General features: G+C 66.5%; 14 protein-coding genes. 9 read left to right on the top strand and 5 right to left on the bottom strand.

Translation table 11 applies throughout. The features are described from left to right. The first annotated feature begins 129 nt into the window (after window positions 1-129). Window positions 130-930, top strand: a complete 801-nt coding sequence (locus J7355_RS08885; RefSeq protein WP_209061813.1) for an HAD-IA family hydrolase — start codon at window positions 130-132, stop codon at window positions 928-930. A 13-nt stretch (window positions 931-943) separates the two neighbouring features. Here the strand turns inward: J7355_RS08885 and cysZ are convergent, their stop codons facing one another. Next, window positions 944-1,708 (bottom strand): sulfate transporter CysZ, encoded by a 765-nt coding sequence (cysZ, locus tag J7355_RS08880; protein WP_209061811.1) that lies wholly within the window; start codon window positions 1,706-1,708, stop codon window positions 944-946. Window positions 1,709-1,819: 111 nt separating this feature from the next. Here cysZ and J7355_RS08875 point away from each other — a divergent pair, with 111 nt between their 5' ends. Next, window positions 1,820-2,500, top strand: coding sequence for a glycine zipper 2TM domain-containing protein (locus tag J7355_RS08875; protein WP_209061809.1), 681 nt, complete (start codon window positions 1,820-1,822; stop codon window positions 2,498-2,500). A gap of 78 nt (window positions 2,501-2,578) precedes the next feature. Here the strand turns inward: J7355_RS08875 and queF are convergent, their stop codons facing one another. Continuing rightward, a complete protein-coding gene (gene queF / locus J7355_RS08870) occupies window positions 2,579-2,968 on the bottom strand; it encodes a preQ(1) synthase (protein WP_209061807.1) in 390 nt (129 codons plus the stop codon). A gap of 187 nt (window positions 2,969-3,155) precedes the next feature. Between queF and smc the strand changes: the two genes are divergently transcribed. From smc to J7355_RS08845, 5 genes are all read left to right on the top strand, one after another. After that, complete coding sequence (gene smc / locus J7355_RS08865; RefSeq protein WP_209061805.1) at window positions 3,156-6,665, top strand: chromosome segregation protein SMC; 3,510 nt, start codon at window positions 3,156-3,158, stop codon at window positions 6,663-6,665. A gap of 46 nt (window positions 6,666-6,711) precedes the next feature. Next, window positions 6,712-7,608, top strand: coding sequence for a cell division protein ZipA (gene zipA, locus J7355_RS08860; RefSeq protein ID WP_209061803.1), 897 nt, complete (start codon window positions 6,712-6,714; stop codon window positions 7,606-7,608). After that, window positions 7,608-9,722: an NAD-dependent DNA ligase LigA gene (ligA, locus tag J7355_RS08855; RefSeq protein ID WP_209061801.1), complete on the top strand. Its 2,115-nt coding sequence runs from the start codon at window positions 7,608-7,610 to the stop codon at window positions 9,720-9,722. Before zipA ends, ligA begins: the two co-directional genes overlap by 1 nt. An 80-nt stretch (window positions 9,723-9,802) precedes the next feature. Next, on the top strand, window positions 9,803-10,096 hold the full coding sequence (locus tag J7355_RS08850) for a hypothetical protein (protein ID WP_209061799.1): 294 nt from the start codon (window positions 9,803-9,805) through the stop codon (window positions 10,094-10,096). Between the two features lie 143 nt (window positions 10,097-10,239). Next, window positions 10,240-10,641, top strand: coding sequence for a hypothetical protein (locus J7355_RS08845; RefSeq protein WP_209061798.1), 402 nt, complete (start codon window positions 10,240-10,242; stop codon window positions 10,639-10,641). Window positions 10,642-10,671: 30 nt separating this feature from the next. On the opposite strand, the gene J7355_RS08840 is transcribed toward J7355_RS08845, so the two are convergent. The 3 genes from J7355_RS08840 to J7355_RS08830 form a co-directional block, all read right to left on the bottom strand. Further along, entirely contained in the window at window positions 10,672-12,750 is a 2,079-nt protein-coding gene (locus J7355_RS08840) for a TonB-dependent receptor (RefSeq protein ID WP_209061797.1), read from the bottom strand. 109 nt (window positions 12,751-12,859) lie between these two features. Beyond that, window positions 12,860-13,126 (bottom strand): BolA family protein, encoded by a 267-nt coding sequence (locus J7355_RS08835; RefSeq protein WP_209061796.1) that lies wholly within the window; start codon window positions 13,124-13,126, stop codon window positions 12,860-12,862. A 67-nt stretch (window positions 13,127-13,193) separates the two neighbouring features. Beyond that, window positions 13,194-13,493 carry a YciI family protein gene (locus tag J7355_RS08830; protein ID WP_209061795.1) on the bottom strand — a complete coding sequence of 100 codons (300 nt, stop codon included), beginning with the start codon at window positions 13,491-13,493 and terminating at the stop codon, window positions 13,194-13,196. A 154-nt stretch (window positions 13,494-13,647) separates the two neighbouring features. On the opposite strand from J7355_RS08830, the gene J7355_RS08825 reads away from it, so the two are divergent. Continuing rightward, the gene (locus tag J7355_RS08825; RefSeq protein ID WP_209061794.1) at window positions 13,648-14,286 is read left to right on the top strand and encodes an L-threonylcarbamoyladenylate synthase; all 639 of its coding nucleotides are present in this window, start codon (window positions 13,648-13,650) and stop codon (window positions 14,284-14,286) included. Window positions 14,287-14,677: 391 nt separating this feature from the next. After that, a complete protein-coding gene (gene trpS / locus J7355_RS08820) occupies window positions 14,678-15,691 on the top strand; it encodes a tryptophan--tRNA ligase (protein ID WP_209061792.1) in 1,014 nt (337 codons plus the stop codon). Window positions 15,692-15,739 lie beyond the last annotated feature (48 nt).

Raw genomic sequence — 15,739 nt, 5'->3', positions numbered from 1 at the left:
CGGAAAACAGCGCGTACCATTAGCACGGAAAAAGGCCGTCGCGCAATAAAAAGTTCGCGGGGCTGCGATCCTGGCACGGTTCTGGCAAACTCTGCCCGCTTGACACCACTTCGCCGCAGCCCCCGCAACATGACGCTTGGCGCGCTTTTATTCGATGTCGACGGCACGCTCGCCGACACGGAACCCGAAGGCCATCTGCCTGCCTACAATCGCGCGTTTCGCGAACATGGCCTGGACTGGACGTGGACGAAGAAGCTTTACCGCAAGCTGTTGCTGATCTCCGGCGGGCGTGAGCGAATCGATCACTACCTGGATCGCTACGATCCCGAGCTCGGCCCGCACGACGAGCGCGTGCGCGACGATCGCGCGGGCTGGATCGACGAGATTCACCGCAGCAAGTCGCGGTATTTTCGGGATCGCCTGCAGGACGGTCAGGTGCCGCTGCGAGCGGGCGTCGCGCGTCTGATCCAGGAGGCCGGCGAGGCCGGCATGCGGATCGCGATCGTGACCAACGCCACGCGCGCCACGCTTGAACCGTTTCTGGCCTATGCGCTTGGTGATGCGCTGCTGGCGCATATCGAACTGACGGTCTGCGGCGACGAGGTCGCACACAAGAAGCCCGCGCCGGACCTGTACCGCATGGCCTGCGAGCGCCTGGGCTGTGCCCCGGAGAGCTGCATCGCAATCGAGGATTCAAACGCCGGCGTGACCGCGGCCCATGCGGCGCGCGTGCCCGCGCTGGTCACGGTCAACGACGACACCCGTGATCAAGCCTTCGAACACGCGATCGCCGTGCTCGACTCCCTCGGCGAGCCGGACAAGCCGGTCGGTATCATCAAGTCGCCCGGCTTCGACTTCGACTATGTCGATCTGGACGTGCTCCGCCGCACCAGTGCCGCGGCGCTGGCGCACACGCGCGGGGCGGGCTGAGCCGCAAGAGTACTCAACGGCGCCGTCGGGCGATGGCCGACGCCGGCTGGGATTCGATATAAAGCAGCGTCGCGCCCACCACGGCCGCCGGCATCACGACCAGATTCGCCAGCGGAATCGCGGTCATCACCGTCACCAGACTGCCGAAGCCGAGATGGCGCCAGCGCCGCGCGCGCAGCTGCAGAATCTTGTCGTCGAAGCGCAGCCCGCGGTTCGCCATCGGCTGGTCCAGGTATTCGAACGACAGCATAAAAGCGCCGAAGATGAACCACAGCGGCGCGATCGCGAGATTGGCCGGGGGCAGAAAGAACAGCGCCACGCTCACCACGCCGAGAAGCAGGGCGCGGGCGAAGTAGTAGCGCAGACGCCGCAGCTCGCCGACCACGCCGTCGAGCATTTCCCGCGCGAGGCTCATCCCCGATTCCGGCGCGCGGCCGGTGACCAGCTTTTCCACCCGTGCCGAAAGCAGGCCGTTGAACGGACTGGCGATCAGGTTGGCGAGCAGAGTGAACACATAGCAAAACGCCAGCGTCGACAGCAGGACACCGAACCACCAGAGCAGGGTTTCCAGCCAGGCGAGCCAGTCGGGCAGGCCGGCGAGCCAGGCATCGAGCCAACTGTCGAGCTGCCAACCAAACAGCGACACGATCAGCGCGATTAGGGCGATGTTGATCACGATCGGGATCACCACGTAACGCCGCAATGCCGGTTCGCGCAGCATGGTGAAGCCGCGCAGCAGATAGCGCGGGCCGGCGGTAAACTCGGTAATCGGATTCATCTGGCGTTCGGTTGCGAATTCATAGAGTCACGGTCCACAGGAACAGGCATGGCAGATGCTGCCCGCTGCCGGGACCGTCGAGAGTGTAGAAGAAACAACGGGAGTCTCGTGATGCAAACCCATCGATCGAAATGGATCGGCGCCATGCTGGTGAGTCTGGCGCTCGCGCTGTCGGCCTGTTCGCAGAACGACGCCGCCGACGCGCAGGCCGAACTGGAACAGGCCAACGCCGAACTCGAAGCCGCGCAGGCCAAGGTCGAGGCCGCTGAGAAGGCCCAGGCCGATGCGCAGGCAGCCAAGGAAAAGGCCGCCGCGCAAGAGCAGGTCGCCGATGCCAAGGCCGAGAAACAGGAAGCTGCTGCACGCCAGACCGAGGCCAGGGCCCAATCCAAGACCGCGACCCAGCAGGCGCGCACCGAGGCCCGCGAGCAGGCGCGCAGCGAGGACAAGCCGGTCTGCAACGACTGCGGCACCGTGAGTTCGATCACGCCGGTCACCACCAACGGCGACCCGAGCCTGATCGGCAGCGTCGCCGGCGGTGTGGCCGGTGCCGTGGTCGGCAGCCAGATCGGCAGCGGATCGGGCAAGACCGTCGCGCAGATCGCCGGCACGCTTGGCGGTGTGTTCGCCGGTCGCGAAATCGAAAAGCGCGTGCGCCGCAAGACCTATTACCAGGTCGATGTCGCCATGGACACGGGCGGGTCGCGCAGCGTGAATGTCGACACCACCAGCGGCATCTCTCCGGGTACCCGCGTTCAGGTGCAGGGCAACAATCTGGTGCTCATGCGCTAGACGCGCGGATCACGCCGGCCGCCGCCGTGGCGCGGCGGCCGCTCGCGCGCCCAGAACCGCCGACCTAGGGCAGACGAACTAGGGCAAATGAACCGGCGTGCCGGGATGCCAGTTGTCGGCGCGGTGATCGGCGATGACGGTGGTGTCGATGCCGCCGCGCATCCAGAACTCGGCGCGCAGGCGCATGAAACGGGGCTCGGTCGCGGCCACGAGATCTTCCAGAATCCGGTTCGTCACGGCTTCATGAAAGGCGCCCTCGTCGCGGAACGACCAGATATAGAGCTTGAGCGACTTGAGTTCGACGCAGGTGGCGTCCGGCACGTATTCCAGATGCAGCGTCGCGAAGTCCGGCTGACCGGTCTTCGGGCACAGGCAGGTGAACTCGGGAATACGCATGCGGATCGTGTAGTCGCGTTCCGGCGTCGGGTTCGGAAAGGTGTCGAGATCGCGGCTCGGCTGGGTCGCCATGCGGGCCTCCGTGGGCAGCGCTCTTTGATAAGAACAGGGCGCGCTAGGGTACACTAGCCGGCTTTGCGCACGGTAACGCAGCCGATCCTCAGGGCCATCACCGGGAGGCCGATTTGCGCGGGGCATCCAGACAACCACTTAGGCGATACACGCGCCATCCGGCGCATCGTCGCTGCGTACACAGTCCATGCGCCTGACCTCGATACGCCTGGCCGGCTTCAAGTCGTTCGTCGATCCCACGACGCTGGCGCTGAACTCCAACCTCACGGGCGTCGTCGGGCCGAACGGTTGCGGCAAGTCCAACGTCATCGATGCCGTGCGCTGGGTCACCGGCGAATCCAGCGCGCGCCAGCTGCGCGGCGAAGCGCTCGAGGATGTCATCTTCAACGGTTCCAAGGCGCGCAAGCCGGTCGGTCGTGCGTCCGTGGAACTCAAGTTCGACAACAGCGAAGGCAAGCTCGCCGGCCAGTACGGCGCGTTCAGTGAAATCTCGATCAAGCGCGAGCTGTCGCGTGACGGTGGTTCGCGCTATTTCATCAACGGCACCAAGGCCCGCCGGCGCGACGTGATCGATCTGTTTCTCGGTACCGGCCTGGGTGGGCGCAGCAATTACGCGGTGATCGAGCAGGGCGCGGTCAACCGCCTGATCGAGGCCAAGCCGGAAGACATGCGCCAGGTCCTCGAAGAAGCCGCCGGCATTTCGAAGTACAAGGAACGCCGGCGCGAGACCGAGAACCGCATCCGCCACACGCGCGAGAATCTGGATCGCCTGAACGATCTGATCGGCGAGGTCACCCAGCGGTTGGGCGTGCTCAAGCGCCAGTCCGCGAACGCGGAGAAGTTCAAGCAGTTCAAGGCCGAGGAACGGCGCCTGCGCGCCGATCTGCTTGCCCTGCGCTGGTCCGCGCACGACGAAAAGGTCCAGGCTGCGGAACAGCACCTGCGCGAATGCGAAGACCGGCTGCGCGACGCGGTCTCCGCCCAGCGTGAAGCCCAGAGCGCGCGCGAGACGCAGTCGAACGCCCAGCAGGGCGCCATGAACCAGGTGCAGACCCAGCAGGCGGCTTTCTACGACGCGCAATCCAAAGCCTCGCGCATTGCACAGGCGCTGGCCCATGCCCGCGAAATGCGTCAGCTGCGCGAGCGCGAGCACGACGAACTGGTCGAGCGCCGCGATGCGCTCGCGCGCCGTATCGACGAGGACCGCGAAGCCGCGGATGCCGTGCGCGCCGAACAGGACAGCGCGAACCGCGAACGCGAACAGGCCGAGGCCGAGCTCAAGCAGGCCCGTGAGCAGCTGGACGCCCGCGAGCAGGCCGCGCGCGATGCCGAAAGCGCCTGGGATGCCCACAACAACGCCGAACAGAACCCGGTTCAACAGCTCGACGCCGAACGCCGCCGGGCACGTTACGCCGAGGAACGGCTTGGCCAGTTGAGCGCACGCCGCGACAAGCGCCAACAGGAGCGCGAAGCGCTCGCCGGCGAGCAGCAGGACGACCTGGACGCCGGCGAGCGTGATATCGAAACCCGCGCCGAACGCCTCGCCGCCGACGAAGCCCGCGCCAGCGAGCAGGCCGAAACCGACGAGGCGCTGCGGGAGTCGATCGCCGAAGCCGAAACCCAGCGCGAGGCCCTGCGCACGCGCCTGGGCGAGACGCGGGCCCGGCTGGCCTCCGAGCGTCAGCTCCAGCAGTCCGTGCTGCGCGAGGACGACGCCACGCTCGCTGCCTGGCTCGACACCCAGGGGCAGCAGGCGGCGACCGGCGTGGCGCGTCGTGTGAAGGTGCGTAAGGGTTGGGAAACCGCCGCCGAGGCTGTGCTCGGGCCGTGGCTGCGCGGTTTTCTGGTGGACACGCTGCCGATGCTCGGCGGTGACTGGCCGGGCGAGTCCATCACCCTGGTCGAGCCCGAATCCGCGAGCGCGGCGGCCAGCGCGCCCGGCCCGGGCGGTACGCCCAGCCTTGCCGAAGGCATCGACGCGCCGGCGGTCATTCGTGCGCTCGCCGAGCGGGTGTTCTTGATCGACACGCTCGCCGATGCCCTCGACCGACGCACGGAACTCGGTCCAACCCAGCGGTTCGTCACGCTCGACGGCTGCTGTGTCGGCCCGCACAGCCTCGTCACGCCTGCCGGCGAGTCGGCCGAACGTGGCGTGCTCGAGCGCGAACAGCGCATCGAGGCTTTGGGCGATCAGCAGGCGCATGAAGAGCGCGATTTCGAGGCGCGCGAAGCAGCGCTGGTCGAGCTGCGTGAACGCCGCGAAGCGAGTGCACAGGCGCGTCAGGCGCTCGAGCGCGGGATCGCCGAAGCGCGGCGCGAACTCGAGGCGGCGCGTGCCGAGCAGCAGGGCCGGCGCATGCGCGCCGAGCAGCTGCGAAAGCGCGCCGAGGAACTGGACGCCGAACTCGCGGAACTCGGCGAACAGCTCGATGAGGCCACGCGCGAGAACGAGCGTTTGAAGATCGAAGTGGCACGCCTGGAAAACGAGGCAGAATCCTTCAGCGCCGCGCGTCGCGAAGCGCAACAGCGCCTCGCGGACAGTCGTCAGGCCCGCGATGCGGCCCGGCAGACACACACACGCGCCGAGCGCGCGTTGCGCGAGATCGAATCGCGGCTGGAACAGAACCGCAGCCGCGGCGAGAATATCGCCCAGCGGCTGGCCGACACGAGCACCGCGCATGACGAGGTTCAGACACGCCTCGCCGGTTTCGAGTCCGAGCGTGAGGCCACGCCGGCGCAGGACAAGGCGCCGGACGAAAGCGAACACGAGCAGGCGCTCGAGGCCCAGCATCAGGCCGAGCGCGAACTGCGCGCCGCGCGCGATGCGCTCAAGGCCAGCGAGAACGCGCTCGGCGAGGCATCACAGGCGCTGATGCGCGCCGAGCAGCAGGTGGACGGCGCGCGCGAGTCGCTGCAGCAGGCCAAGATCGACGTCGAGACGGCCGGCGTGCGCCGTGCCGGAATCGCCGAACAGATCGAGGAGCTGGGCGAAACCCCGGCCGCACTCGTCGCCCGCATTGCAGAAGGCGCGACCATCGACGCCTGCAGCGCCGAGATCGAGACCCTGGAGCGCAAGATCCAGCGCCTCGGCGCGATCAACCTGGCGGCGATCGAGGAATACGAGGCCGAGGCCGAGCGCGAAAAGTACCTGGCCGAGCAGCACGCGGATCTGGCCGAAGCGCTGGAAACGCTCGAAAGTGCGATCGCCAAGATCGACCGCGAAACCCGCCAGCGCTTCAAGGCCACCTACGAACAGGTCAACAGCCGCTTCGCGAGCATGTTCCCCGAGCTGTTCGGTGGCGGTGAAGCCGCGCTGGAACTCACCGAGGACGACTGGCTCGTCACCGGTGTCCGCGTGATGGCGCGCCCCCCGGGCAAGCGCAACGCCTCGATCCAGATGCTGTCCGGTGGTGAGAAGGCGCTGACCGCAGTTGCGTTATTATTCGCGCTGTTCGAACTTAACCCGGCGCCGTTTTGTATGCTGGACGAGATCGACGCGCCGCTGGACGACGCGAACGTATCGCGCTTCTGCGACCTGGTGCGGCGCATGTCCGCCCAGGTTCAGTTCATCGTGATTACGCACAACAAGCTGACGATGTCGCTCGCCGAGCAACTGCACGGCGTCACCATGGCCGAGCCCGGCGTATCCCGGCTGGTCAGTGTCGACATCGAACAGGCTCTCGACATGGCCGGCTGAAGCCGGCGCCACGCAACGCAAACCAAGACAACCGCCTATGTCTATCGTGCAATGGCTTCTCCTCATCCTGGTGATCGCGGTGGTCGCCGGCGCCTACTGGTACATGCGCCACCAGGCGGCGAACGATCCCTGGCAGGGCATGGACGACGAGCCGGAAGCCGATGACGCCATCGATCGCGGCGAATCCCTCGGCGGCGATTCGTACATCGTGGGGGTGCGCACCCTATCGAGCGAAACACCGGCCAGCCGCCGCGCCGCCCGTGATTCGAGTGCACCGCGCGACGACGATCCGGCAGCGATGGACGAGAGCAGCGTCGAAGCTTCGTGGTCGGCGTACAAGAAACGCGCGGCCGAGCCCGAACCGGCGCCGCAGCCCGCCGAACCCGAGCCGGAACCCACGCGCTCCGCGCCGTCGCCAGCGCCTTCGGCGCCTGCGCCCGAGCAAGCCGCGCACGACGGTGTCGAACGCGTCGAGAACATGCGCCCGCAGACCGCGCCGCCCGGCGGCGAGCAGGAAGTGTTCATGCTGCATGTCGCCGCGGTGGGCGACGGCCTGTTCGACGGCCCGGATGTCCACGCCGCGCTCAAGACACAGGACCTCAAGTTCGGGCTCAACGATGTCTATCACCGCGTGACCGAGACCCACGGCGTGCCGGAGTCGGTGTTTGCCGTGGCCAACATGCTCAAGCCCGGCACGCTCGATCCGGTGGACCAGGACCATCTGCATACGCCGGGTCTCGTGCTGTTCATGGTGGTGCCCGGCCCGATCGACGGCGGCCCGGCCATGCGCGACATGATGGAAACCGCCAACGGGCTGGCCAAGGCGCTGGGCGGCGAGGTGCTCGACGACAAGCGGGCGTTGCTCAAGGCGCAGACCGCCCAGTACATGCTCGACCAGATTGCCGACATCGACCGGCGGGCGAAGATCGCGAAGCGGCGGTAGTGGCGGGCAAGGACAGCACGCGCGCTTACGCGCGACGCCTCGCCGACGAACTGCGCGAGCACAGCCGGGCCTATTATGTCGACGACGCGCCGACGATCTCGGATGCGGCGTACGACCGGCTGTTTCGTGAACTTCAGGATATCGAAGCCGCGCATCCGGAGTGGGTGACGCCCGACTCGCCGACCCAGCGCGTCGGCGCGCCGCCTTCGGACAAGTTCGTGTCCGTGGATCACGCCACGCCCATGCTGTCGCTGGGCAACTGTTTCGACGACGACGAGCTGGCGGAATTCGACCGGCGTGCGCGCGATGCCGTCGATGGCCGCGCGCTGGCCTACTGCGCGGAGCCCAAGTTCGACGGCACGGCGTTGAACCTGCGCTACGAGAATGGGGTCCTGCAGCGCGCGACCACGCGCGGCGACGGCATCACCGGCGAAGACATCACCCCGAATGCGCGCACGATCCGCAATCTGCCCCTGCGTCTGAACAGTTCGGATACCGGCGACGATACGCCGGATTTTATCGAGATTCGCGGCGAGGTCGTGCTCGCGCGCTCGCGCTTCGAGGCGTTGAATGCGCGATTGGAAGAACAGGGCCACAAGGCGTTCGTGAACCCGCGCAACGCCGCTGCGGGCAGCCTGCGCCAGCTGGATTCCCGCATCACGGCCGATCGGCCCCTGGCGTTCATGGCCTACGGGGTTGGGCGCGTGGATGGCCAAACGTTGCCGGGCAGCCTGTTCGAGCAGCTGCAGCAGCTGTCGGCCTGGGGATTCACCATCAGTGAATACGTCGAGCGGGTCGATGGCCTGGACGGGTGCAAGGCGTACTACGAGGCCATGGCCGAGCGCCGCGCGGGTCTCGACGTCGAGATCGACGGCTGCGTGTTCAAGGTGGACGATGCCGCCACCCGCGACGAGCTGGGTTTCGTCGCGCGTGCGCCGCGCTGGGCGATCGCCCGCAAGTTTCCGGCCGAGGAGACCACCACGACGCTCAACAGCGTCGAGTTCCAGGTCGGGCGCACGGGGGCGCTCACGCCGGTCGCCAAGCTCGCGCCGGTTTTCGTGGGCGGGGTGACGGTGTCCAACGCCACCCTGCACAACATGGACGAGATCACGCGCAAGGATATCCGTATCGGCGACGAGGTCATCGTGCGCCGGGCTGGCGACGTGATCCCCGAGGTCAAGGCGCTGGCAAAGCGCGGCAAGGATACGCACGCCATCGAACTGCCGGCCAGTTGCCCGGTCTGTGGCTCCCAGGTCGAGCGCGTGGAAGGCGAGGCGGTCGCGCGCTGTACCGGCGGCCTGGTCTGCGCGGCCCAGCGCCGCGAGGCGCTCAAGCATTTCGCCTCGCGTCGAGCGCTGGATATCGAAGGCCTTGGCGATCGTCAGATCGAGGCGTTCGTGGACGAAGGCCTGCTCGAATCGCCGGCCGATATCTTCGCGCTCGGCCAGCATCGCGACGCGCTGGTCGAGCGCGAAGGCTACGGCGAGAAATCGGTGGAGAATCTGCTTGCATCGATCGAGTCCAGCAAGCAGACGACGCTGGAGCGTTTCATCTTCGCGCTCGGCATCCGCGAGGTTGGCGAGACGATGGCGCGCGACCTCGCGCGACATTTCGGCACGCTTGACGCCCTGCAGGACGAAGCATCCGCCTATATCGCGCGCGTACAGCGCGCCGCGCACGAGCATCCGGACAATCGCGCCGCCCGCGAGCGCCTGCTGACCGCCGAGGGCCTGCAGGCGGTGCCGGGCGTGGGCAGCCGGGTCGCCCATTGCATCGCCGATTTCTTCTCCGAGCAGCGCAATCGCGACGTCATCGACGCGTTGGTTGCCGCCGGCGTGCAGTGGCAGAGCGTACGGACCACGTCGGGCGCCCAGCCTCTGTCCGGCAAGACCTTTGTGCTCACCGGCAGTCTGGAAGGCATGACCCGCGACGAGGCCGGCGAACGCATCGAGGCACTGGGTGGGCGCGTGACGTCCAGCGTGTCGAAGAAAACCGATTACGTCGTGGCCGGGGCCAGTCCCGGCAGCAAGCGTGACAAGGCCGAAAAGCTCGGCGTCGCGCTGCTCGACGAAGCAGGATTGCTCTCGCTGCTCGAAGACGCCGAAGCCGATTGAGGCGGCATGGCGCGATCGTTGCGGGACGTCCGTGAAGCTTTAGACGCAACGGCTGGTCGAGGCCAGCCAGAGGGAGAGACATGCAACGATCGGTATCGAGAGTTCTGGCGAGCGTACTCATCGCGACCACGCTGGCCGGCTGCAGCACGCTGTTCGTGCGCAGCGACGACAGCCAGTGCGCGCGTGATCTCGCCGAGGTCGAGAACGCGGCCGGGGCGGCGCGCCGCGCGCTGGCCGACGGCGTGAGCGCCGAGGCGCGTCAGCCGATGCTCGATCTGCTCGTGGACGCCGCCGACCATGCCCGGGCGAGCTGCGGCTACGAAGCGCCGGATACGCCGTCCTCGGATCGCGCCCGCAAACCCAAGGCGGGCTAATCGAGCCATTGCCCCGTTTGGGTGTGAAAATCGGCGCACCGCGCGTCGTGATGACCAACCGGGCCCGGCTCGCGTGCTTGTGTGTCATCACGCCACCGCTTACGCTTGGCCGCCGATTTTCGAATTCACACAGGTAGAGTCTCGTGGCGCGTAGCTGGCTTGAAGTCACCACCGATGAAGTGCAGTCCAAACTGGGTGCGAATGCGCGCCTGGCAGAGCGCCGCGACACTATTGCCGAGCGCGCGCGGGGCGTGGTGAACGACGTGGTGGCGCCGGCATTTCGCGCCGCCGCGGCGCAAGGCGGCTGGGAATACGTCGAGATGCACGATACGGAATGGTCTGTCGTGCGTTGCGGTGTGCACAGCCCGGGCGCCTTCGAACGCGACCCGACGCTCGCGTTTCGTATCGCCGAATTCGACGCGTATCAGCCACTTGTGGTGTTGCGCGCCAAGGCCGAGGGCGCCGCTGCCCAGCCGACGTCCCGTATCGTGCGTCTCGACGATATCGACGCCGATACGATCGAGCGCTTTCTCGACGAGGCCTAGCGCCGCGCAGCCCTTGAACGGCGGCGCTGCTTACAGTTCGTACGCCAGCCCGGTATAGAACGTGCGCCCCGGGGCGGGCTCGTAGTAGCGCCCGCCGAAGGCGTTGATCCGGATATTGTCGAAATACATCTCGTCGAAGATGTTGTCGATGCCCAGATAGACGGTCAGTTCGTCGTTGCCGGCCGGAATGGTCTTGCCGAGGCGGCCGTTGAAGATCCAGGCGTTTTCGATCCGTGCGATATTGGCGTTGTCGGCGAAGAATGAACTGGCGTAGCGCATGTCGGCCACTGCATAGCCCACGCCGGGCCGGCGCCAGGCCAGTTCGCCGAACAGCCGTTCCTCGGGCAGGCCGGGAATGGCGTTGCCCGCATAGTCATTGCCGCCGTTGTCGACGAATTCGCGGTATTCGTAGTCGGCCAGCGTGTAGGCCGCGGTGGCCGACAGATCCGGCGTCAGCGCGTATTCCAGCTTGGCCTCGATGCCCTTGCGGCGCGACTTGCCCGAGTTCTCGAAGAAGTCGCGCCGCCCGTCGTCGTTGAATACGATGAGCTCGTCTTTTACGTCGATCCAGAAGGCGCTGATCTGATAGCGCGCCGAGCCGCCGAGCTCGCCCTTGGCGCCGATCTCGTACTGTACGGCCTTCTGCGGTTCCAGGTCGGCGTTGAAGCCGCCGTTGCCGGCCGGGTCGGCGAATTCGGTGAACGTGGGGGATTCGAAGGCGTTCGCGACGTTGGCATAGACGCGCTGGCGCTCGGCCCACGCATAGCTCAGCCCGGCGTTGGCCGAGAGTTCGTGATAGGTGCGCGAGCCGGAATCGTCCGGGTCGGTGTCGGTGACGAAGGCGTCGTCGATATCGAAGTCGAGATAGTCGTAGCGAACGCCGGTCGTGAGCTCCAGATCGCGGGTGAGCGAGAACACGTTCTGTGCGAATACGCCGACGCTGGTCGCCTGCTGGTCTTCTTCGAGGCCCAGCGCGCCCTTGTCGCCGGCGACGTTGTCGAAGCGTTCGCGCGCATCCTGCTGGACTTGAACATCGACGCCGGCGACCAGCTGATTGGCATGGCCGAACAGATCGTCGAAGCGCGTGGTCTGCACGCCGCCGCCGAAGAAATCGCGGTCGTAGGCGACCACGCCGCCGTCCTCGAAGGGCAGGTACTGGATGAAATCGCGGTTGGTATAGAACAGATTGGCTTCATAAGATTGCCGATCGGAGAGTTGATCCTCGTAGACCAGCCCCACCGTCTGCTGCGACGCATACTGGCGCGAGTCGAAGGCGATATTGGCGTCGCGCGCGGCGCGACGGTCGGCGCGGGCCTGCTCGAGGGTCACGCCGCCCGGATCCTGGGTGTCGGGCGCGTCGAGAATCCGGGTCATCAGCCGCAGGGTGCCGGTGGCGCCCACGCGGCGTTCGAGCTTGCCGGTCAGCTGCTGCTTTTTCACTTCGCTGTTTTCGCGGTAGCCGTCCAGGTCGAGCTGGGATGCGGTCAGCGCATAGCCCCAGTCGCCGCGTTCGTGTGCCGTGGCGGCTTCGATGCGGCGATAGCCGTAGCTGCCGAGCGTCAGTTCGCCGCGGTCCACCGGCCCGCTCGCGGGCGTTGTGGTGGTGATGTCGACCACGCCGCCGGTGGCGTTGCCATAGAGCGCGGAGAAGGGCCCACGGATCACTTCCAGGCGTTCGACCGCGCCGAGATCGATGCTGTCGGTCTGGGCCTGACCGTCGGGCAGGGTTTCGGGAATACCGTCGACGCGTACGCGAACGCCGCGCACGCCGAAGGCCGAGCGCGCGCCGAAACCGCGAATCGAAATGCGCAGGTTCTGGGCGAAGTTGCTGCCGTTGTTGGCGTAGACGCCGGGCGTGCGATTGAGCGCGGAATCCAGCTGCGCCTTGGCGCGACCCTGCTGGATATCCTGGGCCTCGGTCACGTCGACCGCCGCCGGCGTGGTCAGCACTTCGGTATTCAGACGCACGCTTTCCACTTCGATGGGCGCCAGCGACTGCAGGCTGCTCGCCTCGCCGGCGCCATCGTCGTTCTGGGCATGGGCCGGCAGTCCGAGCGCCAGAGCTAGCGCGCACGCCACCGGCACACGCCGGTCAGGGCGAATAGTCATGATTGTCTCCCCCGAACGCCGCGGCGTTCCCTCGTGTTCTGGTTATCGTTCGTTTTTTACCGCAATCGCACGGTTTCGTCTGCCGAAGCGGTCCGGCTGGTTCTCGTGGCTATTCCTCGGGCGCCATGGCGCGAATCGACACTGCGTGGATATCGGTCTGCATGAGCGTGCCGAGCGCTTCATAGACCAGGCGGTGGCGCTCGATCGGCGACGTGCCCGTGAAACGCGGCGAGCGGATGGTCACGTGGTAGTGGCCGAGCCCGCTCTTGGCGCCTGCGTGGCCGGCGTGCAGGTGGCTGTCGTCGCGGATTGCGACGTCCTCGGTGTCCAGACCCTGTTCCAGGGCCGCGCGGATTCGCGGTATGCGATCACTCATCGTGCGTGTCCTGTGTTGGTACGCGTTGCGTCTTCTCGCCGCGTGCCCTGTAGGCCGGCGCCGGAAACTAGAAGACCTTCTTGTACGGATAGACCGTGGTTTCCATGTACACGCCTTCGGCGTTGTAGGGGTCGACCTTGGCCCACTGGCGCGCTTCTTCAAGGCTTTCGAAGGCCGCGATGATGATGCTGCCCTGGAACCCGTCGACAACCTTGCCGTAGGCGTCCACGCGCGGCAGCGGGCCCGCGGTGAGCAGGCGTCCGGCCTGGTCGAGTTCTTCCAGACGCGCGCGGTGTTCGCCCACGGCTTTCTTGCGGCCATCGCTGCTTTCGGCGACATCGAAGGAGACGATTGCGAAATAGTCCATATTCAGTTCCTTGGCGGTTGAGTGGCCGCGGGCCTAGGCCGGCGCGCGAATGATGGTCAGTGTGCCGCATGCGGTGACGCGCGGGCCACGGCGGCGATAAAAGTTTGCGCGAAACACGGGCGGCAATAGGGCGGTACGCGATATAATCGCCGCCATGGCAGAGATTGTTCACGTACACGCCGAAACCCCCCAGCCGCGCCGTATTGCGCAGGTTGCCGATGCGCTGCGCGCGGGCCGGGTCATCGCCTACCCGACGGATTCGTCGTACGGCCTGGCCTGTGCGATGGGCGACAAGAACGCCATCGAACGCATACGTCAGATGCGCGGCTTCGGGCGCGAGCATTTCTTCACGCTGGTTTGTCGTGATCTGTCCGAGATCTCGACGTACGCCAAGGTGGAGAACACCAGCTTTCGTCTGCTCAAGGCGGCAACCCCCGGCGCCTACACGTTTGTGCTGCCTGCCTCCAAGGTCGTGCCCAACTGGCTGGCGCATCCGAAGCGCAAGACCATCGGCATTCGCGTGCCGGGTCACCCCGTCGCCCGGGCCATCGCCGAGGCCATGGACGAACCGATCATGTCGATCACCGCGCAGCGACCGGACGAGGACGTGCCGCTGTCGGAGGCCTTCGATGTGCGCGAGGCCTTCGACAAGCAGCTCGACATGATCGTCGACGGCGGCGCGACCGGCGTCGAGCCGACCACCATCGTCGATCTCACCCCGGCCGTGCCCCAGATCCTGCGGCTGGGCAAGGGCAGTGCGGAAGCGCTCGGCCTGGAGCCCGTCGAGGCCTGAGCGTCGCGCCGAAGCAGCGCGGCGACGCGCTGTGGTCCGAGAATGACCGCGGGTGCGCGTAGAGGAAGAGAGAGAACGCCGCGTGTCACCGGCGATAGCGCACTCGCGATCCGTGATTTGCTGGTTTTCACGCAAAGGCGCAAAGCCGCGAAGTGAAACGTCATATGTCCCGATCGGTCGGTTTTTCTGCCTTGGGGGCTTTGCGTGAGACCCGTTTGTTCAACCACGCCTCGAAACCCGGCCTCGGCCTGTATTGGCGTTTATTGGCGGGCTTGTGTTGCTTGTTCCAGCGGCTCGCGCCTGATGGCACAAAGCACGCGAATGTATACTCGCGCCTTTGATCGTTCAGCGCCGACTTGAGCGCCCAACCGATATTGTCCCGAGGCCGCGTGTGAGTTCCGAGATCGCCAAACCCATCGTCCTGTCCGGCATCCAGCCCTCCGGCGAGCTGACGCTCGGCAACTATATCGGTGCGCTCAAGCACTGGGTGGCCATGCAGGACACCCACGACTGCCTGTTTGCGCTGGTCGACATGCATGCGATCACGGTGCGGCAGGACCCGGCCGCGCTGCGTGAACGCTGCCACGAGTTCCTGTGCCTGTATCTCGCCGCCGGCATCGACCCGGATCGCGCGACCATGTTCGTGCAGTCGCACGTGCCGGCCCATGCCCAGCTCGCCTGGCTCTTGAACTGTCATACGTCGATGGGCGAGCTCAACCGCATGACGCAGTTCAAGAACAAGTCGGCGAAGAACGTCGACAACATCAACGCGGGCCTGTTCGACTATCCGGTGCTCATGGCGGCGGACATCCTGCTGTATCAGGCCGATGCGGTGCCGGTGGGCAATGACCAGAAGCAGCATCTGGAACTGGCGCGCAATCTCGCCGAGCGCTTCAATGCGCGCGCCGGGGAGGCGCTGTTCACCGTGCCCGAGCCGTTCATTCCGGAGGTCGGCGCGCGGGTGATGAGCCTGGGTGATCCGACCGCGAAGATGAGCAAGTCCGACGATGTCGAGGCCAACGTCATCAAGCTGCTCGACGAGCCGAATAAGGTGGTCAAGAAGATCAAGCGCGCGGTCACGGACTCCGACGGCGAGATTCGCTTCGACGAGGAGAACAAGCCGGGCGTGTCGAACCTGCTGTCGATCTACTCGGCGGTCACCGACGAGTCGATCGGCGAACTGGAAAATCGCTATGCGGGCCAGGGCTACGGGGCGCTCAAGGGCGATCTGGCCGATGCCGTGGTCGCGTTTCTCGAGCCGCTGCAGCAGCGCTACAGCGAATTCCGCGACGACACCGCCGGCCTCGATGCGTTGCTGGCCCGGGGCGCGGCCGCGGCCCGCCAGCGCGCAGAACCGACGCTGGAGCGCGCCTTCGCGCTGACCGGTTTTCTGCCGCCGGCATGAGCATCGTCGCGCGCCGTTATGCCGCGTCTGTCAGGCCGAGGGGCGCGC

Source organism: Endozoicomonas sp. G2_2 (genome assembly GCF_017744135.1).
Lineage (GTDB): Bacteria > Pseudomonadota > Gammaproteobacteria > Nevskiales > Salinisphaeraceae > Salinisphaera.
This window is presented reverse-complemented; position numbering and strand designations above follow the sequence as displayed.

Excerpts from the sequence above, each read along its gene's own strand:
- J7355_RS08885 (WP_209061813.1), top strand. The coding sequence starts at position 130 with ATGACGCTTGGCGCGCTTTTATTCGATGTCGACGGCACGCTCGCCGAC.
- cysZ (WP_209061811.1), bottom strand. The coding sequence starts at position 1,708 with ATGAATCCGATTACCGAGTTTACCGCCGGCCCGCGCTATCTGCTGCGC.
- J7355_RS08875 (WP_209061809.1), top strand. The coding sequence starts at position 1,820 with ATGCAAACCCATCGATCGAAATGGATCGGCGCCATGCTGGTGAGTCTG.
- queF (WP_209061807.1), bottom strand. The coding sequence starts at position 2,968 with ATGGCGACCCAGCCGAGCCGCGATCTCGACACCTTTCCGAACCCGACG.
- smc (WP_209061805.1), top strand. The coding sequence starts at position 3,156 with ATGCGCCTGACCTCGATACGCCTGGCCGGCTTCAAGTCGTTCGTCGAT.
- J7355_RS08850 (WP_209061799.1), top strand. The coding sequence starts at position 9,803 with ATGCAACGATCGGTATCGAGAGTTCTGGCGAGCGTACTCATCGCGACC.
- J7355_RS08840 (WP_209061797.1), bottom strand. The coding sequence starts at position 12,750 with ATGACTATTCGCCCTGACCGGCGTGTGCCGGTGGCGTGCGCGCTAGCT.
- J7355_RS08835 (WP_209061796.1), bottom strand. The coding sequence starts at position 13,126 with ATGAGTGATCGCATACCGCGAATCCGCGCGGCCCTGGAACAGGGTCTG.
- J7355_RS08830 (WP_209061795.1), bottom strand. The coding sequence starts at position 13,493 with ATGGACTATTTCGCAATCGTCTCCTTCGATGTCGCCGAAAGCAGCGAT.
- J7355_RS08825 (WP_209061794.1), top strand. The coding sequence starts at position 13,648 with ATGGCAGAGATTGTTCACGTACACGCCGAAACCCCCCAGCCGCGCCGT.